The 26524-nt window shown below is 63.2% G+C and carries 24 protein-coding genes; 9 read left to right on the forward strand and 15 right to left on the reverse strand.

Annotated elements, in window-relative coordinates; translation table 11 throughout:
- Positions 1–36 precede the first annotated feature (36 nt).
- The 12 genes from J2Z31_RS03405 to J2Z31_RS03460 all read right to left on the reverse strand — a co-directional run bounded on the left by J2Z31_RS03405 (position 37) and on the right by J2Z31_RS03460 (position 14033).
- Complete coding sequence (locus J2Z31_RS03405; RefSeq protein WP_209600466.1) at positions 37–1062, reverse strand: ABC transporter permease; 1026 nt, start codon at positions 1060–1062, stop codon at positions 37–39.
- A gap of 34 nt (positions 1063–1096) precedes the next feature.
- Positions 1097–2638 carry a sugar ABC transporter ATP-binding protein gene (locus J2Z31_RS03410; protein ID WP_209600467.1) on the reverse strand — a complete coding sequence of 514 codons (1542 nt, stop codon included), beginning with the start codon at positions 2636–2638 and terminating at the stop codon, positions 1097–1099.
- Positions 2639–2783: 145 nt separating this feature from the next.
- Positions 2784–3713 (reverse strand): sugar ABC transporter substrate-binding protein, encoded by a 930-nt coding sequence (locus tag J2Z31_RS03415; RefSeq protein WP_209600468.1) that lies wholly within the window; start codon positions 3711–3713, stop codon positions 2784–2786.
- Between the two features lie 237 nt (positions 3714–3950).
- Positions 3951–4760, reverse strand: coding sequence for a TIM barrel protein (locus tag J2Z31_RS03420; protein WP_209600469.1), 810 nt, complete (start codon positions 4758–4760; stop codon positions 3951–3953).
- Between the two features lie 401 nt (positions 4761–5161).
- Positions 5162–6049 carry an NAD(P)-dependent oxidoreductase gene (locus tag J2Z31_RS03425; RefSeq protein WP_209600470.1) on the reverse strand — a complete coding sequence of 296 codons (888 nt, stop codon included), beginning with the start codon at positions 6047–6049 and terminating at the stop codon, positions 5162–5164.
- A gap of 185 nt (positions 6050–6234) precedes the next feature.
- Positions 6235–7008, reverse strand: a complete 774-nt coding sequence (gene xth / locus J2Z31_RS03430; RefSeq protein WP_209600471.1) for an exodeoxyribonuclease III — start codon at positions 7006–7008, stop codon at positions 6235–6237.
- Complete coding sequence (locus J2Z31_RS03435; protein ID WP_209600472.1) at positions 7005–7655, reverse strand: alpha/beta hydrolase family protein; 651 nt, start codon at positions 7653–7655, stop codon at positions 7005–7007. The genes xth and J2Z31_RS03435 overlap by 4 nt, the downstream gene beginning before the upstream one ends.
- A gap of 1 nt (position 7656) precedes the next feature.
- Positions 7657–8742 (reverse strand): tetratricopeptide repeat protein, encoded by a 1086-nt coding sequence (locus J2Z31_RS03440; protein ID WP_209600473.1) that lies wholly within the window; start codon positions 8740–8742, stop codon positions 7657–7659.
- Complete coding sequence (gene ku / locus J2Z31_RS03445; RefSeq protein ID WP_209600474.1) at positions 8742–9623, reverse strand: non-homologous end joining protein Ku; 882 nt, start codon at positions 9621–9623, stop codon at positions 8742–8744. The genes J2Z31_RS03440 and ku overlap by 1 nt, the downstream gene beginning before the upstream one ends.
- Positions 9624–9647: 24 nt before the next feature.
- Positions 9648–12110: a DNA ligase D gene (gene ligD / locus J2Z31_RS03450; protein ID WP_209600475.1), complete on the reverse strand. Its 2463-nt coding sequence runs from the start codon at positions 12108–12110 to the stop codon at positions 9648–9650.
- An 82-nt stretch (positions 12111–12192) separates the two neighbouring features.
- The gene (locus J2Z31_RS03455) at positions 12193–13029 is read right to left on the reverse strand and encodes a bifunctional allantoicase/(S)-ureidoglycine aminohydrolase (RefSeq protein ID WP_209600476.1); all 837 of its coding nucleotides are present in this window, start codon (positions 13027–13029) and stop codon (positions 12193–12195) included.
- A gap of 182 nt (positions 13030–13211) precedes the next feature.
- Positions 13212–14033 carry an IclR family transcriptional regulator gene (locus J2Z31_RS03460; protein ID WP_209600477.1) on the reverse strand — a complete coding sequence of 274 codons (822 nt, stop codon included), beginning with the start codon at positions 14031–14033 and terminating at the stop codon, positions 13212–13214.
- A gap of 164 nt (positions 14034–14197) precedes the next feature.
- Between J2Z31_RS03460 and gcl the strand changes: the two genes are divergently transcribed.
- The 6 genes from gcl to J2Z31_RS03490 all read left to right on the forward strand — a co-directional run bounded on the left by gcl (position 14198) and on the right by J2Z31_RS03490 (position 20621).
- Entirely contained in the window at positions 14198–15985 is a 1788-nt protein-coding gene (gene gcl, locus J2Z31_RS03465; protein ID WP_209600478.1) for a glyoxylate carboligase, read from the forward strand.
- Positions 15986–16010: 25 nt separating this feature from the next.
- A complete protein-coding gene (gene hyi, locus J2Z31_RS03470; protein WP_209600479.1) occupies positions 16011–16826 on the forward strand; it encodes a hydroxypyruvate isomerase in 816 nt (271 codons plus the stop codon).
- Between the two features lie 5 nt (positions 16827–16831).
- On the forward strand, positions 16832–17716 hold the full coding sequence (locus J2Z31_RS03475) for a 2-hydroxy-3-oxopropionate reductase (RefSeq protein ID WP_209600480.1): 885 nt from the start codon (positions 16832–16834) through the stop codon (positions 17714–17716).
- Between the two features lie 117 nt (positions 17717–17833).
- The gene (locus tag J2Z31_RS03480) at positions 17834–19102 is read left to right on the forward strand and encodes a glycerate kinase type-2 family protein (protein ID WP_209600481.1); all 1269 of its coding nucleotides are present in this window, start codon (positions 17834–17836) and stop codon (positions 19100–19102) included.
- Positions 19099–19620 carry an ureidoglycolate lyase gene (locus J2Z31_RS03485; RefSeq protein WP_209600482.1) on the forward strand — a complete coding sequence of 174 codons (522 nt, stop codon included), beginning with the start codon at positions 19099–19101 and terminating at the stop codon, positions 19618–19620. Before J2Z31_RS03480 ends, J2Z31_RS03485 begins: the two co-directional genes overlap by 4 nt.
- Positions 19621–19679: 59 nt before the next feature.
- A complete protein-coding gene (locus J2Z31_RS03490) occupies positions 19680–20621 on the forward strand; it encodes a DUF930 domain-containing protein (protein ID WP_234939233.1) in 942 nt (313 codons plus the stop codon).
- A 55-nt stretch (positions 20622–20676) separates the two neighbouring features.
- Here the strand turns inward: J2Z31_RS03490 and otnK are convergent, their stop codons facing one another.
- From otnK to ltnD, 3 genes are read right to left on the reverse strand one after another with little or no spacing between them, the layout of a single operon-like run.
- Positions 20677–21957: a 3-oxo-tetronate kinase gene (gene otnK, locus J2Z31_RS03495; protein WP_209600483.1), complete on the reverse strand. Its 1281-nt coding sequence runs from the start codon at positions 21955–21957 to the stop codon at positions 20677–20679.
- A 3-nt stretch (positions 21958–21960) separates the two neighbouring features.
- Entirely contained in the window at positions 21961–22737 is a 777-nt protein-coding gene (otnI, locus tag J2Z31_RS03500; protein ID WP_209600484.1) for a 2-oxo-tetronate isomerase, read from the reverse strand.
- 12 nt (positions 22738–22749) lie between these two features.
- Positions 22750–23688: an L-threonate dehydrogenase gene (gene ltnD, locus J2Z31_RS03505; RefSeq protein WP_209600485.1), complete on the reverse strand. Its 939-nt coding sequence runs from the start codon at positions 23686–23688 to the stop codon at positions 22750–22752.
- Positions 23689–23872: 184 nt separating this feature from the next.
- Here ltnD and J2Z31_RS03510 point away from each other — a divergent pair, with 184 nt between their 5' ends.
- The 3 genes from J2Z31_RS03510 to J2Z31_RS03520 all read left to right on the forward strand — a co-directional run bounded on the left by J2Z31_RS03510 (position 23873) and on the right by J2Z31_RS03520 (position 26505).
- Complete coding sequence (locus J2Z31_RS03510) at positions 23873–24877, forward strand: LacI family DNA-binding transcriptional regulator (RefSeq protein ID WP_209600486.1); 1005 nt, start codon at positions 23873–23875, stop codon at positions 24875–24877.
- Between the two features lie 17 nt (positions 24878–24894).
- The gene (gene otnC / locus J2Z31_RS03515; RefSeq protein WP_209600487.1) at positions 24895–25560 is read left to right on the forward strand and encodes a 3-oxo-tetronate 4-phosphate decarboxylase; all 666 of its coding nucleotides are present in this window, start codon (positions 24895–24897) and stop codon (positions 25558–25560) included.
- A gap of 162 nt (positions 25561–25722) precedes the next feature.
- Positions 25723–26505 (forward strand): FadR/GntR family transcriptional regulator, encoded by a 783-nt coding sequence (locus J2Z31_RS03520; RefSeq protein WP_209600488.1) that lies wholly within the window; start codon positions 25723–25725, stop codon positions 26503–26505.
- Positions 26506–26524: the final 19 nt, after the last annotated feature.

Consider the following 26524-nt stretch of genomic DNA (forward strand, 5'->3'; position numbering starts at 1 on the left):
ACCCCGGCCAGGCACTGCGCTGGGAGAGATTAGCCCTTACGCCTTCTTTCGGCTCTTCTGGCGATAGACGTCTGCGACGACCGCGGCGACGATGATCATGCCCTTGACGATCTCCTGGTAGTAGGCGTCGACCCTCAGAAAGGTGAAGCCGGAGGTCATCACGCCGAGAATGATCGTACCGATCACCGTGCCGGTGATGCGGCCGACGCCGCCGGTCAGCGAGGTGCCGCCGATGACGGCCGCAGCGATCGCGTCTAGTTCGTACATGACACCCATGCCGGCCTGCGCGGTCTGAGCGCGGGCGGCGGTGACGACGCCGGCAAGACCGGCCAGCATGCCGGCTATCGCATAGACCTTGATCAGATGCGCTTCGACATTGATGCCCGAGACCCGCGCCGCCTGGACATTGGCGCCGATCGCATAGGTGAACTTGCCATAGCGGGTGTAGCGGAGCGCGACATGGAAGATGAGGGCGACGACGAGGAAGACGACGACCGGCCAGATGCCCGTGCCAATGAAGTTGAAGTCTTCGGTAAGCCCTGAGACCGGCTGGCCCTTGGTGTACCATTTCGAGATGCCGCGGGCAGACACCATCATTCCGAGGGTGGCGATGAACGGCGGAATCTTGGTCCTTGCAATCAGTTGTCCGTTGATGAAACCGGCAGCGAGGCCGATACCGACGCCAAGGGCGATCGGCACGATTGCCGGCATGTCGGTCAGCGAAGGATAGAGCGCGCGCGGCCAGGTGGATGCCTGAGCCAAGCTCGCCGAGATCATCGCCGTCATGCCGACCACCGATCCCGAGGAGAGATCAATGCCGCCGGTGATGATCACTTGGGTGACGCCTACCGATATGATGCCGATGACCGACACCTGCAGGATCATGATCGTCAGACGTTGCGAGTTCATCAGAAAGCTCTGGCCGACAAAGAGCCAGCCGAGAATCTCATAGACGAGTGCGATCCCGATCAGCACCAGGAAAATGTTCAGTTCGGGGGGCAGGCGCCGTCTCGTCGCTGCCAGGGGTGGGGTCGCGCCGGGTGCGGCAATGTTAGTGTCCATTTTCGTTCCTCCCTGCGGTCAGCATTCGCGCGCCTCAGCGCGCCGCAAGTTCCATGACCTTGATTTGGGTAGCTTCTGCCCTGTCGAGGAAGCCGGTGACGCGGCCTTCGTGCATGACCATGATCCGGTCGCTCATGCCAAGCACTTCCGGCATTTCCGACGAGATCATGATGACCGCGACGCCGTTGCGGGCGAGTTCGGTGACGAGGCGGTGGATTTCAGCCTTCGCGCCGACGTCGATGCCGCGTGTCGGCTCATCGAGGATGAGGATACGCGGATTGGTGAGCAGCCAGCGGCCGATCAGCACCTTCTGCTGGTTGCCGCCCGAAAGATTCTCGATGCGCTCATGCAGGTTGGGGGTCTTGACGCGCAGCTTGCGGCTCATCTCCTCGCAGGCGGCGGTGACTTCCTTTTCAGTGACGAACCCGCTCTTGACGAACCTGTCCTGCAGCACGGCGATCTGCATGTTTTCTAGAATATCGAGGATCAGCAGGCAGCCGGTATCCTTGCGGTCCTCGGTCAGGAAAGCCATGCGGTTGCGGATCGCCGTGTTGGGGCTGTCGATGACGACGTCCTTGCCATCGATCGAGATGGTGCCGGAGCTTGCCGGCGTCACCCCGAACAGGGTTTCGGCGACGTTGGAGCGGCCCGAGCCGACGAGGCCCGCGACCCCGAGTATTTCGCCCGCGCGCACATCGAAGGAGACGTCGTGGAAGACGCCGTCGAGCGTCAGGTTCTTGACAGATAGAACCACGTCGCCGATCGGCACCTCCTCCTTCGGGAACATCTGGGTGATCTCGCGGCCGACCATCATGCGGATGATGTCGTCGCGGGTCACGTCGCTCGAGGCATGCGTGCCGATATATTTGCCGTCGCGGAAGACCGAGAATTCGTCGGCGATCTCGAACAGCTCGTTCATCTTGTGGGTAATGTAGACGATGCCGATGCCCTGGGAGCGCAGGTCGCGGATGATCTCGAAGAGATGCGCGACTTCGCGCTCGGTCAGCGCCGAGGTCGGCTCATCCATGATGAGCACGTCGGATTCATAAGAGACCGCCTTGGCGATCTCCACCATCTGCCGGTTGGCGACGGAGAGGTGCCGGACCTCGATTTCCGGGTCGATATGAATTTTCAATCGCTCGAAGAGCTTCGCCGTCATGCGGCGCATTTCGCCGTGGTCGACGAAGCCGAAGCGATTCTTCGGTTCGCGGCGGATCCAGATGTTTTCGGCAACCGTCATGAAGGGCATCAGGTTCAATTCCTGATGGATCATGGCGATGCCGTTCTCCAAGGCGTCGAGCGGCGACTTCAGCTGGATATCGACGCCCCTGAGCTTCACCACGCCCAGATCGGGGTGATAGATGCCGGCGAGAATCTTCATGAGCGTCGATTTGCCGGCGCCGTTTTCGCCCATCAAGGCATGGACGGTGCCGCGCCTCAGCTTGAACTGGACGTCATCGAGCGCGACGACGCCGGGGAATTCCTTGCGTACGCCTTCTGCGGTCAGCAGAAATTCGGCATTGGGCACGGCACCGCTGGCGCGCACGGCTGCCATCGTTGTGGGACTGAGCGTCATTCTCATTGCCTCCCATTTTCCGGAATCGACCGGAACGTCCTCGCGGCGGGCGGAAGATGCCTTCTAGTGGTGCGGCCCAACCAGGGCCTCGAGCGGGACTTGTTTCGAAGGGGAGCGCGGTACTGCCGCGCTCCCCGAAGGAGCGTCAGTTCTTTGCCTGGTACTCGGCGAGATTATCCTTGGTGACGAGCTCGAAGGGGATGTAAACCTTCTTTTCGACCGGTTCGCCCTTGGCGAGCTTGAGCGCGGCGTCGACGGAGCCCTTGCCTTGGCCGGCGGCGTTCTGGAACACCGTCACGTCGAGGTCGCCGGCAGCCATGGCGGCGAGCGCGTCCTGGGTGGCGTCGATCCCGGCGACGACGACGGAGTCCATCGAGCGGCCGGCAGCCTTCAGGGCCTGGATGGCGCCGATCGCCATTTCGTCGTTGTTGGCGATGACCGCATCGAACTCGACGCCGGCGGAGAGCCAGTTGGTCATCAGGTCGGAGCCCTGGGTGCGCGACCAGTTGGCGGTCTGCTCCTCGACGATCTCGATGCCCTTGCAGGCATCGGTGGCGAGGACATCGTGGACGTCCTTGGTGCGCATGCGGGCAGCCTGGTTGGACAATTCGCCCATCATCACGACGGCCTTGCCCTTGCCGCCGAGCAGCTTGCAGACTTCCTGCGTCTCCAGCGTGCCGGATTCAACTTCGTTCGAAGCGACGAAGGCCTGTTTGTCCGGCAGCGAGTCGATGTTCACCGGCTCGCGGTTGACATAGACGAGCGGAATCCCGGCATCGGCCGCGATCTTCGACATGGCGGCGGTGGCGTCGGTATCGACCGGGTTGACGATGATCGCGTCGACGCCGGCGGCGATGAAGTTCTGAATCTGGCTCTGTTGCTTGGCGACGTCGTTCTGGGCGTCTTCGACCTGCAGTTCGACGCCGTCGAGCGCCTTGGCGTAGTCCTGCATGCCGTTGCGAAGCACCGTCAGGAAGTTGTCGTCGAAGAGCGCCATCGAAACGCCGATGGTCTCCGCATGCGCCGCCGTCGACATCAGGACGGCCATCGCTGTGCCCAGGATAAATTTCCTCATTTCTTTCTCCTCCACATTCGGTGCCCGGCTACACCCCATTTTCTCTGGCCGGAAATTCGATCCTTGCAGATCAAACTCATCCCACCCGGAAGCAACGTTCCTTCTCACTCCCGATGAAAACGGAACAAACAAACTAGTCGTTTGTCATTACGGAATATGTATTCCATTTTATCCGGGCGACGTCAAGCACATCTTGCGGCGTCCGGACGGATTCCACGCTTTCCTCAGCGCACGCGCTCAAGCCTGCGACCGGAGATAGTCCATGCTCTTGCGGACAGCCTTCTCCGGGTCACTCAGCCCGTGCACCGAAGGCGCAAAAGGCTCGAATGAGAAGTGGCCGTTGTAGCCTTCAACGCGAAGGCGGCGGATCTGGCCGGCATTGTCGAGCCGATCGTCAGAATCGACTAGGACACGGTGCGGATCGCGCATGTCGGCGACGGCAACGCCCGCGTCGCTGACGCCGGAAATATGTACGAGACCGGTCAGATCCGGGAAGTAGGCGTCCTCGCCGGCAAGATGATGGTGGAACGTGTCGTGCACCAGCCGGAAGGACGATCCGCCGATCTCCCGAAGCGCTTCGGCGGCTTCGGTTTTCGAACGCAGCGAGCAGATTTCGAAGCCGAGCGGCTCGACGAGACCGATGATACCGGCGGCGTCGAGCAGAGGCTTGACCGCTTTCAATGCGGCGCGCAGATGTGCCTGGCGCTCTCCATCTGCCTGGCCGCTGCCGTCATTGACGGGCACCAGCACCAGGGCCCTGGCTCCGCAGTCGCGCGCATAGGAAATGAGTTCCTTCGCCTCCGCCTCGCGCGCTTCGTTCCATTCGTTGAAGCGCTGCAGCGCATTGATCGATAGGATCGTCAGCCCATGTTTTTCGGCAAGTGCCTTCACCTCGGCAGGCTCCGTTCCATCGAGAATGGCGTTGCCGGTAAGATCGTTGCGAATCTCCACGGCCGAAATGCCGAGCGATTTGGCAAGGGCGAAGAACGCGTCGAGCGGCAGGCCCGGAGCGGTCATATGGTTGAGCGCGAATGGCAGGGCGGTCACGGAATGTCTCCTCCACGAAAGCTTGGAATGACTGGTGTGATCGGAACGTTTGTTCCATTTCGGAGACACATTCGCCAATTGGCCGGGTGCAGTCAAAGCCGCAGAGGGAGGGTGGCCTTGCATTCCTGAGAGATTGCACGGCTGAGATGATGGAATTCTGTCATCACTGCATCAGAACAGGAGCATTCTCCTGAGCCGTAACGCGCTTTGCCGCACGGCCTGATTGGAGGCACGACCCCACGACCGGCAGGGGCCCCTCGGAAGCACTGCTCGAAGCTCCTTTGTCTACGACGGGGGCTACAGCGCCGCGCGTCTTTTCAGATGCGCGAACATCGCTGATGGTCCTTGAAACTGCGCATCGAGCTTTCCGAACATCCGCTCCGATTTTTGGGGCCGATGCGCTAGCTGGTCCCATTCGCCTCTGCGATGAAATCCGAAAGCATCGGCACGTAGTCATCGCCGCGTCCGGCGCCGACGGCCTGGGCGAAGGAGTTGCGGACCGCCGCGCCGATCGGGTTGGCAACGCCTGCGGCATTGGCGAAGGCTGCGAGATAGCTCATGTCCTTGAAGCCGTTGCGGATCGCGAACTTGTGCGCATTCGGGTCGCGCTCCAGCACCCAGCGGAAGAAGGTCTGATAGAACGGGCAATCCATGCGTCCGCCGCGGATGACGCTATCGAAGACTTGCGGCGTAAGTCCAGCCCTGCGCCCGAGCATCAGCGCCTCGGAATAGAGTGCGGCATAACCCATCGACAGGAAATTGTTGAGCAGTTTCATGGTGTGGCCGGTGCCGGTCGGCCCTGTATGGATGATGCGGCCGGCGAAGCATTCGAGCACCGGCAAAATGCGGCGCACGTCCTCCTCCGCACCGCCGACCATGACGTCCAGCGTCCCAGCGGCGGCGTCCGCCGGCGTGCGGCTCAGCGGCGCATCGAGGAGCGTGATGCCCTTCGAGGCTAGATCGGCGGCGAGCTTCGTCGTCACCGAGGGGTCGGAGGTCGAGCAATCGACGATGATTGTCGGCCTCCCTGCAGCCGCGATGCCCTCCGCGCCTTCGACGACCGCGAGCACCTCCGGCGAGCCGGTGACGCAGAGCACGATGATCTCGCACCGCTCGGCCATTTCGCGGGGCGTCTTCACCTCCTCCGCGCCCTCCGCAACGAGCGCCTCGACCGGCGCGCGGTTGCGGTGCGCCATGACTGAAAGCGGCCATTCTTTTTTCAGGATGTTCGCCGCCATGCCCTGGCCCATCAGCCCGAGCCCGATGAAACCCACCTTCGCCTTCGTCATTGCTCGCCTCCATTTTCGCTCGACGCTATCGTGCACCATTGGCGCGGGATCGCCAGACAAAAATGCGGCCCCTACAGCGCCGCGCGTCTTGTCAGACGCGCAAAGGTCGCTGTAGAACTTTGAGTTGCTGCATGTCTTTGTCCTTAAACCGAGAACGATTTGAGGAGACATGCAGCAGGGCGCACCTAATCCCTCAAGGCGACCCACACCGGGGCGTGATCGCTGGCATTTTCCTGGCTGCGGACCTCTCGGTCGATGCCGGCGGCGGTCAGACGCCGCACGAGCTTGCGGCTGAGCAGGATATGGTCGAGGCGCAGGCCGGCATTGCGCTCCCACCGGTTGCGGCGATAGTCCCAGAAGGTGAAGAGTTCTTCATTCGGATAGCGCTTGCGCAGGGCGTCGGTCCAGCCCTGTTCGAGCAAGTCTCGGAAGGCCGCGCGGCTTTCCGGCTGGACGAGGGCATTGTCGTCGTAGGAGCGGGTCGAATAGATATCGCGCGGCTCGGGAACGACGTTGTAGTCGCCGGCAAGGACGACTGGCAGGCCGCTCTCGATCAGTTCTGCCGCATGTCGGGCGAAGCGCTGATGCCAGGCGAGCTTGTAGGTGAATTTCGGGCTCGGCTGTGGATTTCCATTCGGGGCGTAGAGCGAGGCGATGAGGATGCCGTTCACGGCCGCTTCGATGTAGCGGGCCTGCGTGTCGGACGGATCGCCTGGCAAAGTGCTGCGTGTCAGAACCGGTTCCGCGTCACGGGCGAGGATCGCAACCCCATTCCACGCCGGCTGTCCACGCCATACTGCGCCGTAGCCGGCAGCCTCGATCGCCGATCTTGGAAATTGATCGTCCGTGGCCTTGAGCTCCTGCAGGCAGACGACGTCCGGTTCGGCCTCGTAAATCCAGGCGAGGAGGTTAGCGAGCCGCTTGTTCACGCCATTGATGTTGAAGGTCGCAAGCTTCATCTGGCTCGCTCAGCGAGCCTGCCGACCCAGCGAGCGACCGTCTCGGCGAGCGTCTTCAGGTGATCGGCGGTCGAGAAACCGGAGACGCGCTTGCGCGGCTTGAGGTCGTGATCGCCGTCTTCGAACCACAGGATTTCGATCTGGTCCGAGAGCGCATACCCCTTGACCTCGTCGGGCGTGCCGAACTCGTCGCGGGTGCCCTGGCAAATCAGCGTCGGTGTGTTGAGTTCGGCAAGGTGCCCGGTGCGAAGCTGTTCGGGCCTGCCCGGCGGGTGGAACGGATAGCCGAGGCACAGGAGCCCGATGATCTTTCCTTCGGCGTGAAGCGCGTCGGCGACCATGCTGGCGACGCGCCCGCCCATCGATTTGCCGCCGATGACGAGCGGGCCCTTTGCACCGAGGTCGGCAATGGCCAACAAATATTCCGGATTCAGCGTCTCGGCGCGCGGCGGCGGCTTGCGATCTGGAGATACCCGCCGCGCCGCCATGTAGCCGAATTCGAAGCGGGCGACGCGGAAGCCGGCGCCGGCAAGCGCCAGAGCCGTCGCCGTCATCGAGGTTGAGTCCATCGGCGCGCCGGCGCCATGGGCGAGAAGAATGGTGACGGGCGCGTCCTCAGGACCGTCGAAGAGGAAATTTCCGGCCATCTTAGCCGGCCGTCTTGGATAACAGGTGAAGGTTCACGAACTGCATGCCGCGCTCCGCCATGCGGGCCCATTCCGAATCCTTGTCGAGCTCGAGATAGCGCTCCCACAAGCTGCGCGCTTCGAGGAGGTTTCCGGCATCGAATTCCAGTTTCGCCAGGTTGAATATCGCGTCCGCAAAATCGGCGTCCAGTTCGATTGCCTTCTTGAGGTGACGGCGGGCCGAACCGACGTGCCCCTCTTCGCCGATAAGTCCGCCGAGATTGAACCAGGCTTCGGCGAAGGAGGGATCGAGCTTCAGCGCCCGGACATATTCGTGCACGGCCTCTGCGTCACGGCCGGCCGCGCGCAGGCAGTTGGCGCGGTTGAAAGCCGTGACGGAATCCGTAGGGTCGATTGCAAGATAGCGCTGGTAGAAGGCGGCCGCTGCATCGTAATCGCCGGTCTCCTCGGCCGCCTCTGCCTCGACGAAAAGCTCCTCGAGCTCTGCGTCACCAGGCAGATCGAGCCCGAGCAGCATTTGCCCGTCGAGCTCGCTCAAGCCCTCAGCGAGGCGCGCATAAATCGTGTCCATGCCTTCGTGGTGCAGCGAGAGCGCTGTCAACGAGGCCACGTGGCCGGAGCGATGGACCGAGCGTGCGATCGCTCCCCAGCCGGCGCCGCTCGCGATCAGCCCCGCATATTTGCGGGCGAGGATCAGGTCGCGGAACGAATAGGGTTCGCTGTCATGCTCGAAGGCGTCGAATAGCGAAAGGAGATCGAAAAGGCGCGGTGCAAGCGCGGATTGCTCGATGAGCGACTGGCGCGTCAGCGCGGAGGTTTCCGGTCCGGTTGCCAGGCCGAGAGCTCTCAGAAAACCGTTCTCGCTGAGGACACGCCGGCCGTGGCAGATCTCCCGCTCGAAGCGCGCCTCGATCTCCGCCTCGGCCGCGTTTGTAAGCAGCCGCCGGCCGAAGACGACATGGGTGGTCTGCCGCGTGACCCCGCGTCTGAGATTCCCGCCTTGGCGCTCGACCTCCCGGGCGATAAGCCGCCGTGGAAAGACGGAAAGCGCGCCAACGATGCCGAATGTCTTGCCTGCAACCGCCATCAGGCGTTCTTCTTGCCGGCGGGTTTTGCCGCGGCGCGTTTGGAAGTGGCGCCCTTGGCGGCCGGTTTTGCCGCCTGTTCGGCTTTGGGCTTGCTCTTCGCGGGGGGTTTCGCCTGAGAGAGGCTCGCCTTCAGAGCATCCATGAGGTTGATGACGTTGCCACGTTCGGGAGCTGCCGCAATGACCGGCTTGTGGCCCTTGAGCTTCTCACGGATCATGTTCATCAGCGCGATCTCGTAACGGTCCTCGTAATTCCTCGGATCGAAGCTCGTGGTCTTCTGCTGGATCAGCGCTTCGGCGAGTTGCAGCATTTCGGGATCGGGATTTCCGTCAGGTATATTGTCGAAATACTCGGCCGTGCCGCGCACCTCGTTGGGGTTCCTCAGGGTACAGACGAACATGCCGGTGTCCCGCGGGCCGATGGCGATGACCCGTTCGCGGCTGGAAAGCACGAGACGCGCGATGGCGAGCTTGCCGGTCCGCCGCAGGGCTTCGCGCAGAACGACGAAGGTTTCTTCCGCCATCGCTCCGTCCGGCGCCAGGTAATAGGGCGTGTCCTGGTAAATGACATCCACCGATCCTTCATCGACGAAGGCTTCGATGTTCATCGTGTGATTGGATTCGATCTTGACGCTCTCGATGTCGGCGTCTTCGATGATGACGTATTTCTTGTCTTCGTATTCGTAACCCTTGACGAGATCGGACCGCTCGACGACGCCCCGCTCCGGATCCACCGGCTTCATGTTGATCCGGTTATGCGTATCCTTGTGGAGCTGATTGAAGGTGATGCGATCTTTCGTGCTGGTGGCGGGATAGAGCCGAACCGGGCAGCTCACGAGACTCAACCTCAAATAGCCTTTCCAACTTGCCCTCGGTGCCATAATCGTCTCCGTGCGGTAATGACGTTACTTCCCCGCTTTGGACAGCAGCGGCAAGTCCCTGGCCTGTTCGTCCATGTCGGCCCAGGGATCGCCCGATGTGGCCAGCAGGCCCGGCAGCGAAGAATAGTTCAAATCCGCCGGAGCGTCGATAGTTTCAAGATCGGCCCAGCTGAGCGGGGTAGAAGCCGGCAGGTTCGTCCGGGCACGCAAGGAATAGGGAGCTGCGGCAGTATGCCCGCGGGCATTGCGATGGATGTCGATGAAAATCCTCCTGGCGCGCTTGCCCTTGCTCATCGTGGTGATGAAGCTTTCCGGTGCAGTGGCCGCGAGGCGGGTGGCAATGTCGCCGGTTGATTTGTGGACCTTCTTCCAATCCAATCTAGGCTTGATGGGGACGACGATGTGTATGCCCTTGCCGCCGGAGGTCTTGACATAGGGAACCAGGCCGAGCGCCTCGAGCTCGGCCTTGATGTGCACGGCCGCTTCGACCACTTCGCGCCAGCCGATGCCCTCGCCGGGATCGAGATCGAAGACGACGCGGTCTGGTTCTTCGAGCTGCTTCCGTCGCGAGCCCCACGCATGGAACTCGACCACGCCGAATTGCGCCAGCGCGAGATAGCCCTTGGCATTGTCGACCGAGAGGTAGGTCTTCGGCTCGCCTTCCGAGCTCATCGCCTGGAAGCTTCCGACCGAGCGCGGCATGCCGGTGAAGGGATGCCGCTGAAAAAAGCAGTTCTCGGGTCTGCCGGTCGGGCAGCGGACGAGCGAGACCGGGCGGTCGAGGATGTGCGGCAGCATGAAGTCGCCGATCGCGGCATAATAGACGGCGACATCGAGCTTGGTCGGCCCGGACCTGCCGAACAGCCGGCGGGTCGGATTGGTGATCGAGATTCCGGCGAGATCGGCGTCGGAGATCAGGCGCTTGCGGCCCGTGGCCGCAGGTGCCGAAAGCTCGACCTCGCGCAGTCCCTTGAATACGGGGTGGCGGAGTATGTTGTCCGCGGTGCGGTTGCCGTAATGGATGCGTGCCGCTGTGACCGGCCGCACCCAGATGATTTCCTTCGGCGCCCCTTCGAGTTTTGCCGCACCTTCGCGTAGCGGCTCCAGTCTCTCCCGCAATTGCATGAGCATAGCGGCGTCGAAGCCGGTGCCGACCTTACCGCGATATTGCAGCTCCCCATCCACCCATTCGCCCAGCGCCAGCGCGCCGATGCCTTCGGCGGGCTTGGAAAGGGTAAAGCCGGCAATGACGAAATCTTCCGCCTTGAGCGCCTTGGTCTTGGTCCAGGTCTTGGAGCGACCGCTCTGATAGGGCACCGAGGCACGCTTGGAGATGATCCCTTCCAGGCCCAACTCGGTGGCTTGCGCGTAAAAGGCACGGCCTTCGCCGGTGACATGGTCGCTGTACTGGATGGCGCAGCTTCTCGAGACGTGCGCCTCGAGCAATTGCTTCAAGAGTTCCTTGCGCCTTTCGAGCGGGACGTTCATGAGATTCCAGCCGTCGAGATGGACGATGTCGAAGGCATAGAAGACCAGCCTGTTCTCTGCGCCGTTCGAGAGTGCCTCCTGGAGAAGCGCGAAGTGGCTGATGCCCTGATCATCGAGCACGACGATCTCGCCGTCGATGAGGGCCTCGCGACAGGGCAAGCGGCGGAATGCCTCCGGCAGGTCGCCGTAGCGCTTCGTCCAATCAAGGCCCCCGCGGGTGATCAGGCGCACCTCGTCTCCGGCCTTGTACGCCATGGTCCGATAGCCGTCGAACTTGATTTCGTGCAGCCAGATCTCGCGACTCTCGATGCTGTCCGGAGGGGTGGCAGTGGCCGTGGCAAGCTGCGGTTCGATCCTCGCCGGCATCGGCCCTTTGACAGCTCCCGGGAGAGCGCCGGGGTTGAGCTTGGCGGGTGTGGCGGGCGGTTTCGGCTTCTCGACCAATTCCTCGATCCGCCGCCCGGATTTGACGCTTTCCGGCCGGGCGGCGAGGATGTCCGTGGACGAGTCGGCGGCAGGGTCGCGTTCCTTGAAGAGAAGCCAGTGGCGCTTTTCCTCTTCGCCGGGCCTGGGCTTCAGCCGTGCCAGCATCCAGCCGCCCTTGAGCTTTTCGCCGGCGAGGCGGAATTTGAAGGCGCCCTTTTCCAAGCTCGTCCCGACGTCCTCCATCGGCGCCCAGGTTCCCATGTCCCAGACGATCATCGGTCCGCCCCCGTATTCGCCCTCGGGGATCACGCCTTCGAAATCGATATAGTCGAGCGGATGGTCCTCGGTCTCGACGGCGAGCCGCTTGTCTGCGGGGTTGAGCGACGGTCCTTTCGGCACCGCCCAGCTTTTCAGAACGTCGCCGACCTGCAGCCTCAGATCATAGTGGTCGGATGTCGCATGGTGCTTGTGCACGACGAAGCGATTGCCGTCGCCGGCAAGGCTGCCGGCAGGCTCCGGCGTTTTCGAGAAATCCCGCTTCTTGCGATAGGTCTCAAGCTTCGGTGTCGCCATGCCTCGAAGGCTATGGCCGAACTGCACTGGCTGCAATATCCCGGCGTAACGGCGGTGCGCTTTTGCCCCGCCGTGAGTGACCTCAGGCGAAACGAGCGGGGGTTCCGAGAGCCATGTGGCGGTTAACGTCCTTGTAGAGGAGGTAGCGGAATTTTCCCGGCCCTCCGGCATAGCAGGCCTGCGGGCAGAAGGCCCTGAGCCACATATAGTCGCCGGCTTCGACCTCGACCCAGTCGGAGTTGAGGCGGTAGACCGCCTTGCCCTCGAGCACATAAAGCCCATGCTCCATCACATGGGTTTCCATGAAAGGGATGACACCGCCCGGCTCGAAGGTGACGATCGTCACATGCATGTCGTGGCGCATGTCGGAGGGATCGACGAAACGGGTGGTCGCCCATCGGCCATCCGTGCCCGGCATCGGCGTCGCCGCGATCTCGCGTTCGTTGGTGACGATCGGATCGGGCACGGGAAGCCCCTCGACCTTCTCATAGGCCTTGCGGATCCAATGGAAACGGGTGGCGGTGGTTCCGTCGTTGTGCAGGCTCCATTCGCTGCCGGGCGGGATGTAGGCATAGCCGCCGGGCTGCATCCGGTGCGCCTGACCCTTGATCGTCAAGCGGAACTCGCCGTCGACGACAAAGAGCACGCCCTCGGCGCGCGGGTCGGTTTCCGGCCGGTCGCTTCCCCCGGATGGGCCGACCTCCATGACATATTGCGAGAAAGTCTCGGCGAAGCCCGACATCGGCCGCGAGAGCACCCAAAGCCGCGTATTCGTCCAGAATGGCAGATAGCTCGTGACGATGTCGCGCATCACGCCCTTCGGGATGATCGCATAGGCTTCGGTGAACACGGCTCGGTCGGTCAGGAGATTTGTCTGCGGCGGGTGCCCGCCTTCCGGAAAATAGTAGTTGCTCTTCATTTTTATTCGCCTGTCGAAGTCGCTGTTAAGGTCGGAATCTTCCGATCCCGCTGATTGAACCTGGGAAGAGTATGTTGCCGCCCTTGTGAAGGGCGGCTAGACCCTCTGGCCTGTCGGCCATCTCCCGCCCTGTCGGGAGATGTTCCGATCGCACGGGGTCAATATGCTCTCTTGTATATCGGTTAGCTCTCCTCCGGTCTGTGGCCGCCGATCGCGCGCGTCAATTCGTCCGCGGTACGGCGAACGACGGGACCAAGGCTGGCGAGCTTCTTATCGTCGATGCGGACCGTCGGGCCGGACACCGAAATGCCGCCGATCGCCTCGCCATATTCGTTGAAGATCGGGGCGGCGATGCAGCGCATGCCGAGCGTATGCTCCTCGTCGTCGATCGACCAGCCGCGATAGCGGATTTCTTTGATGTTGGCTATGAGGGACGACAGCGTGTTGAGCGTGCCATCGGTGAAGCGTGCGAGCGCCCTGCCGCTCAATGCCGCGGCGATCTCCGTATCGGACCAGGTGGAAAGGATCGCCTTGCCGATGCCCGACGCGTGAATCGGCCCGCGCCGGCCGGGCCGGAAGAAGGCGCGCATTGGCGCGTGACTCTCGACCTGCGAGATGAAGACGACCTCACCGTCGTCCTCGATGCCGATATTTGCCGTTTCGCCGCTTTCCTCCATCAGGTGCTGCAGGTAGGGCCGGCTGATCGTGCCAAGCTTGCGAAAGCGCAGGAAAGCATTGCCGATCTCGAAAGCCTTGACGCCGATCGTCCAACTGCTGGTGTCGCCGTCATGCGTCGTCATCCCGTGGCCGGCAAGCGAGGTCAGCAGCCGGTGTATCGTGGATGGCGCCATGCCTGTGCGTTCCGAGAGCGATGTCAGTGTCGCGCCATCGCCTTCGGCAATGATCGCGAGCAGCGACAGAGCGCGGTCGAGCACCTGGACCGAGGACGGAACCGAGTTTACCGCCGCCTTGCGCCCACGCTTTCCTTTCACCGTCGATTCCATGGCTTACTCCAAACCGCTCCGCTCATCATGGTCTACAGCGATTGCGTTCGATTTTCCCAAATTTCTTGAAAATCCTTATTTCCATATAATGAGAATGATTTCCACAATTGCATTGATCGAGCCGCCGAATGGTTTAGCATCTCACTCGAACAGGAGGAGTTGCCATGACCAAGATGCGCGCCATCGATGCGGCGGTTCACGTTCTCGAGAAGGAAGGAATCGATTGTGCCTTCGGTGTGCCTGGTGCCGCCATCAATCCGCTCTATTCGGCGCTGAAGGCGCGTGGCTCGATCCGCCACATCCTGGCCCGCCATGTCGAGGGCGCCTCGCATATGGCGGAGGGTTATACGAGGGCGAAGCACGGCAATATCGGGGTGTGTATCGGCACCTCGGGGCCGGCCGGCACCGACATGATCACGGGTCTCTACTCGGCCTCCGCGGATTCGATCCCGATCCTATGCATTACCGGCCAGGCGCCCAGGGCGCGCCTCGACAAGGAGGATTTTCAGGCCGTCGACATCGCCGCGATTGCCGCTCCGGTGTCCAAATGGGCAGTCACCGTCAAGGAGCCGGCGCTCGTTCCCTTCGTCTTCCAGAAGGCCTTTCATCTAATGCGTTCGGCCCGGCCCGGTCCGGTGTTGATCGACCTGCCGGTCGACGTCCAGCTTGCGGAGATCGAATTCGATCCGGAGACCTATCAGCCGCTCCAGCCCTATAAGCCCACCGCGACCCGTGCGCAGGCCGAAAAGGCGATTGCGATGCTGAATGAAGCGGAGCGGCCGCTGATCGTCGCCGGCGGCGGCATCATCAATGCGGATGCCTCCGACTTGCTCGTCGAATTTGCCGAAATCACCGGCGTTCCGGTGATCCCGACGCTGATGGGCTGGGGCACGATCCCGGACGATCACCTGCTGATGGCCGGCATGTGTGGGCTTCAGACGTCGCATCGCTATGGCAACGCGTCGCTGTTGGCGTCGGATTTCGTCTTCGGCGTCGGCAATCGCTGGGCCAACCGCCATACAGGCAATATTCCGACCTATACGGCAGGTCGCAAATTCATCCATGTCGATATCGAACCGACGCAGATCGGCCGCGTCTTCGCGCCGGATTTCGGCATCGTCTCGGATGCGGGGGCGGCGCTCAAGCTCTTCCTCGACGTTGCGACGGAATGGAAGACCGCCGGCAAGCTCAGGGACTGGTCGGCGTGGGCGGCGGAATGCCGAGAGCGCAAGCGCACCATGCTGCGCAAGACCCATTTCGATCAGACGCCTTTGAAACCCCAGCGCGTCTACGAGGAGATGAACAAGGCCTTCGGTCGTGATACCTGCTATGTCACGACGATCGGCCTCAGCCAGATCGCCGGCGCGCAGTTCCTGCATGTCTACCGGCCGCGCAACTGGATCAATTGCGGGCAGGCAGGGCCGCTCGGCTGGACGTTGCCGGCAGCGCTCGGCGTGCGTGCGGCGGATCCCCATCGGCCGATCGTGGCGCTTTCCGGCGATTACGATTTCCAGTTCCTGATCGAGGAACTGGCCGTCGGGGCGCAGCACAAGCTGCCGTACCTGCATGTCGTCGTGAACAATTCCTATCTCGGCCTGATCCGCCAGGCCCAGCGCGGCTTCGACATGGATTTCGAGGTGAGCCTCGCTTTCGACAACATCAACGCGGACGGCGACGCGGAAAAAGGCTACGGCGTCGACCATGTGGCGGTCGCCGAGGGGCTTGGCTGCAAGGCGATCCGGGTGAAGAGCCTCAACGAGTTCGCCAGTGCCTTCGAGCGCGCGGAGGCGCTGATGCGGGAACACCAGGTTCCGGTCGTCATCGAATTCATCCTGGAGCGCGTCACCAACATCGCCATGGGTGTGGACATCAATGCCGTGGTCGAGTTCGAGGAACTCGCCGAACGAGGCGAGGACGCTCCGACCGCGATTGCTGCCGCCCTGCTCGACTGAACGATTTTCAAAGGAGGAGTAGCCCATGCCGAGATTTGTGGCGAATCTAACCATGCTCTTCAACGAGGCGCCGTTCCTCGATCGCTTTGCGCTCGCCGCCAAGGCCGGCTTCGAGGGGGTAGAGCTTCTCTTTCCCTATGAATTCGAGAAAATGGCGCTGCATGCCGCCCTCGATCGCCACGGGCTCGTGCAGGTGCTGCACAACTTGCCAGCGGGTGACTGGGCGCGCGGCGAGCGCGGCATCGCCATCCTGCCGGATCGTATCGACGAGTTCCGCCGGGGCGTGGCAAGCGCCATCGACTATGCGACGGCGCTCGGCTGCAGCCAAGTGAATTGCCTCGTCGGCATCGCGCCTGACGGCGTGCCGGGCGACGTGTTGCGCACGACGCTCGTCGCCAACCTGCGGTTCGCGGCAAGCGAACTCGGTAACCGAGGCATCCGGCTCCTGATCGAGCCGATCAACCGCTTCGACATTCCGGGCTTCTTTCTGAACACGGTCGGTCAAGCCGCGTCGATCATCGACGAGGTCGGCAGCGACAACCTGTTCATCCAGTACGATCTCTACCACCAGCAGCGCACGGAAGGCGAGTTGATCGGCACCTATCGGCGCCACCGTGCGAAGATCGCGCATATCCAACTGGCCGATAACCCCGGCCGCAACGAGCCGGGCACCGGGGAAATCAACTACCCGTTCGTCTTCGACGCCTTGGAGGCCGCCGGCTACGACGGCTGGATCGGCTGCGAGTACAAGCCGCTGACGACCACCGCGGAGGGGCTTGGCTGGCTTAGTGCCGAGCGCAAGCGATGGCCATCCGCAGACATCATCAAGATCAGGAGCTGAAGATAATGGCGACAATCGGTTTCATTGGATTGGGCATCATGGGCACGCCGATGGCGCGTCACCTGCAGGATGCCGGCCACAGGATAATCACCTCGAAATTCGTGATCCCGCCGCGCCAGGAACTCGTTGACCACGGCCTGGAACTCGTGGAGACGCCGAAGGCGCTTGCCGAGTCCGTCGACACGATCATCCTGATGCTGCCGGACACGCCGGAAGTGAAGGATGTCCTTTTCGGCGAGAACGGCGTCTATTACGGACTCGGCAAGGGCAAGCTTGTCATCGACATGAGCTCGATCTCGCCGATCGACACGAGGGAATTCGCCAGGAAGGTTCGCGAAACGGGGGCCGACTATATCGACGCGCCGGTCTCCGGCGGCGAGGTCGGCGCGAAGAACGCCTCGCTCAGCATCATGGCCGGCGGCACGCCGGAATCCTTCGAGCGCGCTCTGCCGCTCTTCAAGCTGATGGGCAAGAACATCACGCTCGTCGGCGATTGCGGTGACGGGCAGGTGACGAAGGTTGCCAATCAGATCATCGTCGCGCTGACGATCGAGGCGGTCTCAGAGGCGCTGGTATTCGCTTCCAAGGCGGGCGCCGATCCGGCGCGCGTCCGTGAGGCACTGATGGGCGGATTTGCCTCCTCGCGCATCCTTGAGGTGCACGGCGAACGCATGATCAAGCGGACATTTGAACCGGGCTTCCGCATATCGCTGCACCAGAAGGACCTGAATCTCGCACTGCAGGGCGCTAAGAGCCTCGGCATCTCGTTGCCGAATACGGCGGCGACGCAGGAACTCTTCAACATTTGCGCCGCCAATGGCGATAGCGGTCTCGACCATTCCGGATTGGTCCGCGCACTGGAGCGGATGGCGAACCACCCGGTCGCGTGAAGTGCGGCGAAGCGCATGATCCGCCGGTCGGGCTTCCCCATCCACCATTGGCGATCGTGCATCCGGGCGGCGGAAGGAGGAGCCGCCGCCCGGATATTTTTCGAAAGGGAGGGATGAATGGCCGTTACCGCCAATCCGCGTGCATTCCTGGAGACCTTGTTCACCGCGGCGGTTGCCGCGGCCGACCCAGTGCGCGTCATCGGCGCCAACCTGCCGAAGCGGCCAAAAGGGCGCACCGTCGTGGTCGGTGCCGGCAAGGGCGCCGCGCAGATGGCGCGTGCCTTTGAACGGCTGTGGGAGGGGCCGCTGAGCGGCGCCGTCGTCACCCGCTATGGCTTCGGCGTTCGCTGCGAACGCGTCGAAGTGCTCGAAGCCGCACATCCCCTGCCGGACGAGAATGGTCTAATGGCTTCGCGCCGGCTTCTCACCGAGGTCGGCGGCCTGACGGAGGATGATCTCGTCGTTGCCCTGATCTGCGGCGGCGGCTCGGCGCTGCTGCCGTCACCGCCGCCGGGGCTTTCGCTCGCGGACGAGATTGCCGTCAATCGCGCGCTGCTTGCCTCCGGCGCGCCGATCCGGGCAATGAATGCCCTGCGCAAGCATGTTTCCATGATCAAGGGCGGCCGGCTGGCCGCGGCCGCCCATCCCGCCCGGGTGGTTTCGCTCGTCGTCTCGGACATCCCCGGCGACGACCCGGCCCTCGTCGCTTCCGGTCCGACGATTGCCGACCATTCTAGCCGGTTCGATGCCGTGAACACTATTGAACGCTATCGCTTATCTCTGCCGGAAAACGTTCTGCGTTGGCTGGCGTCGAAGGCTGCGGACGCGCCGAAACCATCCGATCCGCGCTTTCTCCGCAACGAAGTGCGGCTGATCGCTTCCGCCGGAGTTTCGCTGGAAGCCGCAGCCGCCAAGGCGCGAGCCGCCGGGATCGAGGCGCTCATTCTGTCGGATTCGATCGAAGGCGAGTCCCGCGATGTCGGGCTGGTCCATGCCGCGATAGCCCGCGAGGTGGCGACGCAAGGGCGGCCCTTTCAAAAGCCTGTCGTCCTGCTGTCCGGCGGCGAGACCACCGTCACCGTTCGGGGCGCAGGCAAAGGTGGTCGCAATAGCGAATTCCTGCTGTCGCTGGCGCGCGGCATCGATGGCGTCCAGGGCATCTCTGCCTTGGCCGCCGATACCGACGGCATCGACGGTTCGGAAGACAATGCCGGCGCCTTCGCCGACGACAACACGATCCCCCGGCTCCTCGAGCGCGGGATCGATGCGGCGGAACTGCTCGACCGTAACGACAGCTGGTCGGCCTTCGACCTGCTCGGCGATCTCTTCACACCCGGGCCGACGGGCACCAATGTCAATGATTTCAGGGCGATACTGATCCGATGAGCGAAATAGAAGCAAAATTGCCGGAGAGTGGCACGACCCTGCCGGTCCGGTCGCTGACGCGTGCCGCCTTCGCGCCTTTCGGGGATGTGATCGCCATGGACGAGGCAAAGAGTTTTCCGATCAACGGCGGCAAATGCACCCGTCACCATGATCTTGCCAGCGTCGAGACGGCCGGGCCAGACGCGCGCGTACTGATCAGCCTGCTGCGTGGCGAGCCCTATGAACTTCCGCTGACCCTCACCATGGTCGAGCGCCATCCGCTCGGCAGCCAGGCATTCGTCCCCTTGACGAGGAACACATTCCTCGTCGTCGTTGCGCCGGACGAAGGCGGCCGGCCGGGTCGGCCGATCGCTTTCGAGACCGCACCCGGCCAGGGCGTCAATATCGCCCGCAATGTCTGGCACGGCATCCTGACGCCGCTCCACGGGGTTTCCGACTTCGTCGTTATCGACCGCGGCGGCGAGGGTTGCAATCTGGAGGAACATTTCTTCGATACGCCCTATCGGGTCGCCAGGTGATTCCACCTGACTGCAAAATGCTCTAGGTTCCGCGCGTACCGTCCGCGGGCTATTGAGCAATGCAACACGTCGTCAGGAAAATGTGGGGGGAAACCGGTTGGGGCATGCCGACCTCGCTCGCCCTGCATCTGGCCTTGGCGTTCTTGCTGCTGGTCCGATTGCCAGAGCACGCCCCGCCGGCCAAGGAACAGAGCTTGAAAGTCGAGCTCGTACCACCGCCGTCGCAAGCGGAGGAGAAGCCGCCGGAACGCAGCAAGCCGAGGCCGGAACGGCCCCGCATGCAGCCACAGGCGTTCGAATCCGCGGCGGCGCAGGCCGACAGGAAGAATCCGTCCGAGCCGCAATTGCCTCCGGCGGCACCGAAGCGGAGCGATGATTTGCGACCGAAGCCGGAGCAGACACCCGCCGCTGCGGCAACGGCGGAGAGCGTTGCAAAGGTCGAGCCGTCGGAAACGAGGGCAGCGCCTGCGCAACTGCGCGTTGAGGCCAAAGACGCGGCCAATGCGGCCGCCGATCAAGCAGCAACGCCGAGCGCGCCCGTTCCCCGAGCAAAGCCAACGCCCCAGGCAAGCACGGCTGGAGACGCGGCGAAACCCGCGCCGGCCGCATCCGAACGTCAGGGCCCGGCGCTAAAAGACGCGCAGGAACTCTACTACAAGGACGCGCTATCCGATCCGCGCGTGAAGCAGGCGATCGGACGGCTGCCGCCAAAGCGGCGTATCGTTCAGCTCTGCACCATCGAGGCGCTGGAGCAGATCCGCCGACAGAGACCGGATGCCTTTCCGGACATGCTCGTGCCCTTCGGTCCCTCAGGCGGATTTGTTTCGGCCGACGGCATGAGCGCCAATGGCGGCGCCTTCCGCAGCCGTGCGAAATGGTACGCGGTGGACTTCAAATGCGAGGTCGACGGGGAGACGACGTCGGTCGTCTCCTTCAGCTACGCGATAGGCAAGGTGATCCCGAAAAGCGAGTGGGCAGCGCGGCAATTGCCGAGTGAGTAGGCTGCCGCTCTCGAGCGGACTCTAGAGATACCGCCGTCGCCGATGGCCGAAGCAACTATCGCATCATCGCGAGGGCAGCAGCAAAAAAGTCCTCGCCGCCGAAATTGCCGGATTTCAGCGCCATCAGCATATCGCCCTGCTCATTGCCGACGGTGCGGAGCACCGGCACGCCGGGCGCGATTTCCGGGCCGATCAGGAAAGCGGGAATTGCAAGCTTGTCGACGGTGGCGCCGGAGGTCTCGCCGCCGGCGACGACGAGACGCTTCACGCCGCGCGCCACGAGCTCGCTGGCAATGGTCGCAGTCGCGGCTTCGATGGCGTGACCGGACGCCTCGCGCCCGTATTGCGCCTGCAGGCGAGAGACGACATCGGGCGCGGCGCTTGCGGCGATGATGACGGGACCGGCCGCGATCCGCTCGCCGGCCCAGGCAATCGCCGCGGCAATCTCGTCCGATCCGTCAAGCAGTCTTTCCGTATCGAGCCGCAGCACCGGCATCGAACGTTCGGCAACCTCGATCTGCCTCAGCGTTGCCGCCGAGCAGCTGCCGGCGACGATTGCGGCCAGGCCCCCGACGGGGCGGATGGCGTCATCCGCCGCAGCACCTGACGAGGATGCGCGGCCGGAACGAACGATCGCCCGTGCAAGACCGAGCCCAAGGCCGGATGCGCCCGTCGACGAGGAAGTCTGCCACGCCACCTCGCCGAGCGTCTCGAGATTGCTTTCCGATACCGCATCGGCAATTGCCGTTGCTACGCCTTCGGCGTTTAGCGCATCCAGTCGTGCCTTCACCGCATCAGAACCGGCCATCACGGTCGGGAAGTCGACGAGTCCGACGGCGCCGCGCGACTGCCGCGCCATTACCCGCACCAGATTGGCGTCGTGCATCGGGTTCAGCGGATGGTCCTTGAGCGGGCTCTCGTTGAGCGGCTGGCCGTTGACGAAAAGGTGCCCGAGATAGACGGTACGTCCGGTTTCCGGGAATGCCGGGGTGACCAGGACGGTCCCGCCGCCTGCGGCTTCGCTCAGCGCTTCCGTCACCGGGCCGATATTGCCCTGGTCGGTGGAATCGAAGGTCGAGCAGACCTTGTAAAGCACGTGGGCGGCGCCTCGGCCGCGCAACCACTTTTCCGCCTTCAACGCGGCCGCCACCGCCTCGTCGGCGGCGACGGATCGGATCTTGAGGGATACGACTACGGCGTCGACGTCCGGCAAGGCGAGTGACGGGGCGGGGATGCCGACCGTCTGCACTGTGCTGAGCCCGTTCTTCGTCAGCGTGTTTGCGAGATCGGAGGCGCCGGTGTAGTCGTCGGCGATAGAACCCAGGAGTATGGCCATCGTTCAGTTCCTTGCGAAAGGTTTGAACCAGCCAAGGCCGTCGAGCGTCGAACTGCGTGGCGTGTATTCGCAGCCGACAAAGCCGTTATAGCCGATCCGGTCGATTTCTTCGAAGAGATAGGGATAGTTGAGCTCCTCGCCATCCGGCTCGTGTCGCGAGGGCACGCTCGCAATCTGGATGTGCCCGGTGATCGGCATCAGGCGGCGAAGCGCCATGGTCACGTCGCCATGGATGATCTGGCGGTGATAGATGTCGAACTGCAGCCTCAGATTGGCAATGCCGAGTTCAGTGATCAAGGACTCGGCAACGCCGAAATCTTTGAGGAAGTAGCCGGGCATGTTGCGGCCGTTGATGGGTTCGATCAGGAGATCGATCCCTCTATCCAAGAGACGCTCCGCTGCGTAGACCACGGAGTGCCGGTAGGCAGCCGCTGCCAAAGCGTCGGCAGGATCGGCGAGCCCCGCCATCAGGTGCAGGCGTTTGACGCCGGTCGCTTCCGCATAGTCGAGCGCCCGTTCGACATCCGCCTTCACCTGGTCGAAGCGGCCGGGGAGGGCCGCAATGCCGCGCTCGCCTGCCGCCCAGTCGCCGGGCGGCAGATTGAACAGCGCCTGTTGCAAGTCGTTGCGCGAAAGCCGTTCGGCAATCGCCTCCGGCGGCACCTCATAAGGAAAGAGATATTCGACGGCGGTGAAGCCTGCCTCGGCGGCGGCGTCGAAGCGATCGAGGAACGACCACTCGCTGAACATCATCGTCAGATTGGCGGCAAAAGCGGGCATCTCGATTGTCCTTTACGACTTGTTCGGCTCTTTGTTTTTGCCTGGCAACTCGGCGCCCGACAGCTGCGCGTAGAGTCGCGCGAGGGAAGAGTCGTCGTCGCGGCCCATGCCGGCGCCGGAGGCGGCGAGATACATCTGCAGCGCGGCAGCCACCAAAGGCACCGGATAGCGCTCTGCCCGCGCCATGTCCTGGACGATGCCGAGATCCTTGACGAAGATTTCGATAGCACTGAGCGGTGTGTAATCGCCTGCGAGCACATGCGGGATGCGGTTCTCGAACATCCAGGAATTGCCGGCCGAGGCAGTGATCACTTCGTAGACCTTCTCGAGATCGAGCCCCTGCTTGGCTGCAAAGCTGATGGCCTCGCAGGCGGCGGCGATATGCACGCCGGCAAGCAACTGGTTGATCATCTTGAAGGCGGCGCCGATGCCTGCAGCATCACCCAGCTCGTAAACCTTGGCTGCCATGGCATCGAGCGCCGGGCGCGCCGCGGCAAAGGCCTCGGGCGTACCGGACGCCATGATCGTCAGTTCGCCCTTCGCAGCTTTGGCTGCGCCGCCCGAGATCGGCGCATCGAGATAATGGAGGCCCAGGGCTTCAAGCCGTTCGGCAAGGCTGCGCGCGATAGCCGGGTCCATCGTCGCCGATGAAACGAAAACGGCGCCGGGCTCCATAGCTCTCGCGATGCCCTCCGGACCGAACAGCACCGCCTCTGTCTGTGCGGCATTGACGACGACCGAGACGATGATATCGGCGCCTTCGACGGCATCCGCCAGCGCTTGCGCACCGCGGCCGCCTTCGGCGACGAAGCGCTCGACGACGGCCTGGGTGATATCGTAGCCGGTGACGTCGAGGCCGGCGCGCTTCATCGATTGCGCCATGCCGAAGCCCATCGAGCCGAGGCCGATCACGGCGGCTCTCGATCCGCGATTCTCAATATTCACTGACATAACAGCACCTCCCGTCGTGAATTTTGCCGATCCCTGATGCCCGCTGCCATCTTCTCACTAGTTGATTTTGGCAGCGCTGCCAACACAAAATGGTAGCGCTGCCAAAAAAAATCGCTATTGAATGGAATGGAGGATCGCTGGTGCCGGTAGGCCGCGGTCGCATGAGACAGAAGCAGGTTTGTAAGTGACGTTCGATTCCAAGCAGCAGGCGACGGTGACGCTTGCCGAGGTCGCACAGGCGGCCGGCGTCGGCGAGAGCACGGTCTCGCGTGTCCTTCGCAACCACGGCTCCTTCTCACGCAAGACGAGAGACCGGGTGATGGCGGCGGTCGAGCAGCTCGGGTACGTGCCGAACCGGATCGCCGGGACGCTTGCTTCCGCCGGGTCGCGCCTCGTCGCCTTCGCCATTCCGTCGCTGTCGAACATCGTATTCCCCGACGTACTGCGCGGGGCGAGCGGTGTGCTGGAGGCAAACCAGCACCAGGCCGTTTTCGCCGTTACCGACTACGATCCGGGGCGCGAAGAGGCGCTCGTCGCTGCCATGCTCGCCTGGCGGCCGGCGGCGGTGATGCTCGCAGGTCTCGAGCACACGGAAGGTACCCGGAAGATGCTGCGCGCGAGCGGCTGCCGGATCGCCGAAGTGCTCGATCTGGACGGCACGCCCGTGGATCTCGCGGTCGGCTTCTCCAATAGCGCCGCCGGGCGGGCAAGTGCCGAGTTCCTGCTGAAGCGCGGCTATCGCAGGATCGGCTACGTCGGCCATGATCTCGAGCGCGATACGCGCGCCGGCAAGCGGTTTTCAGGCTTCACCGAGACGTTGCAGGCGGCCGGCTGCGCGCTCGTCGATCGGCAGATCAATGCGGGTCCTTCGTCCGCAGAAAGCGGGAGGCTCGGTCTGGAACACCTGCTTGCCCGGTCGCCCGACCTCGATGCCGTCTACTTCTCGAACGACGACATGGCGATCGGCGGCTATTTTCACTGCCTTGCTCGCGGGATTTCGATCCCCTCGCAACTGGCAATCTTCGGTTACAACGGTCTCGATATCGGCCGGGTAACGCCACAGCCGCTCTCGACCATCCGCACGCCCCGGGTGATGTCAGGACAGGTAGCCGCCGAGCTCATCGTCGCGAACGCGCCTCCGCAGGTCGTCGACCTTGGCTTCGAACTTGTCGAGGGCGCGACCGTCTGAGCCTGAAAGGATGTACCATGTCCGAGACACGTCTGCGCGAGGAAATCTGCCGCTACGGGCGCTCGCTATTCGAGCGAGGGCTCACTCCCGGCTCCTCGGGCAACATCTCGTTGCGCCTCGACGACGGCGGTTGGCTGGTGACGCCGACCAATGCCTCGCTCGGCTTCCTCGATCCCGCCCGTATTTCGCGGCTCGATGCGCAGGGGCAGCTCCTTTCCGGCGACAAGCCGACGAAGGAAATTCCCCTTCACACTGCGCTCTATGAGACGCGCGGCAACGCGCGGGCAATTGTCCATCTACATTCAACCCACGCGGTGGCGCTCACCATGCTGCCCGAAATCGACCCGCGCGCGGCGCTGCCGCCGATGACGCCCTATTACCTCATGCGTGCCGGCGAAACAGCGCTCGTGCCCTATTACCGCCCGGGTGATCCGGCGGTCGCCGATGCGATCCGCGGGCTCGCCGGAAGATATTCCTCCGTGCTGCTGGCCAATCACGGGCCGGTCGTTGCGGGCGACAGTCTCGAGGCGGCGGTCTTTGCCACCGAGGAGCTGGAGGAGACCGCGAAGCTCTACTTGCTGCTGCGCAATCTCAATCCACGTTACCTGACCCCGGCTCAGGTCGACGATCTCGTGAAGACATTCGGCCTCGAACTGCCCTCTCACCAAGATCACGAAGCATGACCACGGGTGAGCCCTCAGCCGGGCTATATGCGCTGCACAAGATGTCGCCGCATTTTTGGTGCGGCGCGGCAACGAAGAGGGGTTGACCCGACGTCCGCTTGAGCCCTCTATTGGTCGCACTGATCCGGTGGACCAACCAGTAGATCAGTGGAGGCGCTGAGAGTGAACGGCAGTCCAATCCTCACGCAGATGCCGAAGATCGGGCGGGCACTCGAGCGCCGCACCGCGCGAGAGGTGATTGCCGACAAGCTGATGGTGCTGGTCGCGACCAATATGCTGCGGCCGGGCGATGAACTGCCAGGCGAACGGGAACTCGCCAGCGTGCTCCACGTCAGCCGAGAGACTGTCCGCGGCGCCATCCGGACGCTGGCGGCGCGCGGTATCATCGAGGTGTCGCAGGGCAGTCGCAGCCGCGTCGCCGATGTGGATCTCAGCGATCTGACGGTAACCATCGCCTCGCCGAACGCCATCGACAGCTACGATCTCGAAGACGTCCATGCAGCCCGGCTCCATATCGAGCTTAAGGTGGTGGGCGATGCCGCCGACAACGTCGACGACGAGACGTTGCGTAAGCTCGAAAACCTGTTGGAAACGCAAAGACATTGCGGCAATGACGCAATGCGCTTTCTCATCTGCGACCGCGAATTCCACGTGGCGATCTACCGTGCCTGCGGCAATCCGCTGCTCTCGGACTTCGTCACCGACCTCTACACCTACATGATGGATTACCGCCGCAGCGCCATGTCCCGGGCGGGTGCGATCGAGGCGAGCTACCGGGATCACAGCGAGATCGTCGCGGCCCTGAGGCGGCATGATCGCGATGTGGTCATCGCCGCCTTCCGCCAGCACCTCATGCGCATCTATGAGACGACGAAAGATCTGCTCATGCAAGGAGCGGCGAGCGGCAGGAAACAGAAGCAGAAGGGCACGCTGAACCCGGAGTGATTTCGGGTGTGGCCGAACA

Origin of the sequence: Sinorhizobium kostiense, from assembly GCF_017874595.1 — a bacterium.
In the GTDB taxonomy this organism is placed as follows: Bacteria; Pseudomonadota; Alphaproteobacteria; order Rhizobiales; family Rhizobiaceae; genus Sinorhizobium; species Sinorhizobium kostiense.

What these genes read in the sequence shown, in the direction of transcription:
- J2Z31_RS03405 (WP_209600466.1), bottom strand. Translation starts at nt 1,062, where the DNA reads ATGGACACTAACATTGCCGCACCCGGCGCGACCCCACCCCTGGCAGCG.
- J2Z31_RS03410 (WP_209600467.1), bottom strand. Translation starts at nt 2,638, where the DNA reads ATGACGCTCAGTCCCACAACGATGGCAGCCGTGCGCGCCAGCGGTGCC.
- J2Z31_RS03415 (WP_209600468.1), bottom strand. Translation starts at nt 3,713, where the DNA reads ATGAGGAAATTTATCCTGGGCACAGCGATGGCCGTCCTGATGTCGACG.
- J2Z31_RS03425 (WP_209600470.1), bottom strand. Translation starts at nt 6,049, where the DNA reads ATGACGAAGGCGAAGGTGGGTTTCATCGGGCTCGGGCTGATGGGCCAG.
- xth (WP_209600471.1), bottom strand. Translation starts at nt 7,008, where the DNA reads ATGAAGCTTGCGACCTTCAACATCAATGGCGTGAACAAGCGGCTCGCT.
- J2Z31_RS03435 (WP_209600472.1), bottom strand. Translation starts at nt 7,655, where the DNA reads ATGGCCGGAAATTTCCTCTTCGACGGTCCTGAGGACGCGCCCGTCACC.
- J2Z31_RS03440 (WP_209600473.1), bottom strand. Translation starts at nt 8,742, where the DNA reads ATGGCGGTTGCAGGCAAGACATTCGGCATCGTTGGCGCGCTTTCCGTC.
- ku (WP_209600474.1), bottom strand. Translation starts at nt 9,623, where the DNA reads ATGGCACCGAGGGCAAGTTGGAAAGGCTATTTGAGGTTGAGTCTCGTG.
- ligD (WP_209600475.1), bottom strand. Translation starts at nt 12,110, where the DNA reads ATGGCGACACCGAAGCTTGAGACCTATCGCAAGAAGCGGGATTTCTCG.
- J2Z31_RS03455 (WP_209600476.1), bottom strand. Translation starts at nt 13,029, where the DNA reads ATGAAGAGCAACTACTATTTTCCGGAAGGCGGGCACCCGCCGCAGACA.
- J2Z31_RS03460 (WP_209600477.1), bottom strand. Translation starts at nt 14,033, where the DNA reads ATGGAATCGACGGTGAAAGGAAAGCGTGGGCGCAAGGCGGCGGTAAAC.
- gcl (WP_209600478.1), top strand. Translation starts at nt 14,198, where the DNA reads ATGACCAAGATGCGCGCCATCGATGCGGCGGTTCACGTTCTCGAGAAG.
- hyi (WP_209600479.1), top strand. Translation starts at nt 16,011, where the DNA reads ATGCCGAGATTTGTGGCGAATCTAACCATGCTCTTCAACGAGGCGCCG.
- J2Z31_RS03475 (WP_209600480.1), top strand. Translation starts at nt 16,832, where the DNA reads ATGGCGACAATCGGTTTCATTGGATTGGGCATCATGGGCACGCCGATG.
- J2Z31_RS03480 (WP_209600481.1), top strand. Translation starts at nt 17,834, where the DNA reads ATGGCCGTTACCGCCAATCCGCGTGCATTCCTGGAGACCTTGTTCACC.
- J2Z31_RS03485 (WP_209600482.1), top strand. Translation starts at nt 19,099, where the DNA reads ATGAGCGAAATAGAAGCAAAATTGCCGGAGAGTGGCACGACCCTGCCG.
- J2Z31_RS03490 (WP_234939233.1), top strand. Translation starts at nt 19,680, where the DNA reads ATGCAACACGTCGTCAGGAAAATGTGGGGGGAAACCGGTTGGGGCATG.
- otnK (WP_209600483.1), bottom strand. Translation starts at nt 21,957, where the DNA reads ATGGCCATACTCCTGGGTTCTATCGCCGACGACTACACCGGCGCCTCC.
- otnI (WP_209600484.1), bottom strand. Translation starts at nt 22,737, where the DNA reads ATGCCCGCTTTTGCCGCCAATCTGACGATGATGTTCAGCGAGTGGTCG.
- ltnD (WP_209600485.1), bottom strand. Translation starts at nt 23,688, where the DNA reads ATGTCAGTGAATATTGAGAATCGCGGATCGAGAGCCGCCGTGATCGGC.
- otnC (WP_209600487.1), top strand. Translation starts at nt 24,895, where the DNA reads ATGTCCGAGACACGTCTGCGCGAGGAAATCTGCCGCTACGGGCGCTCG.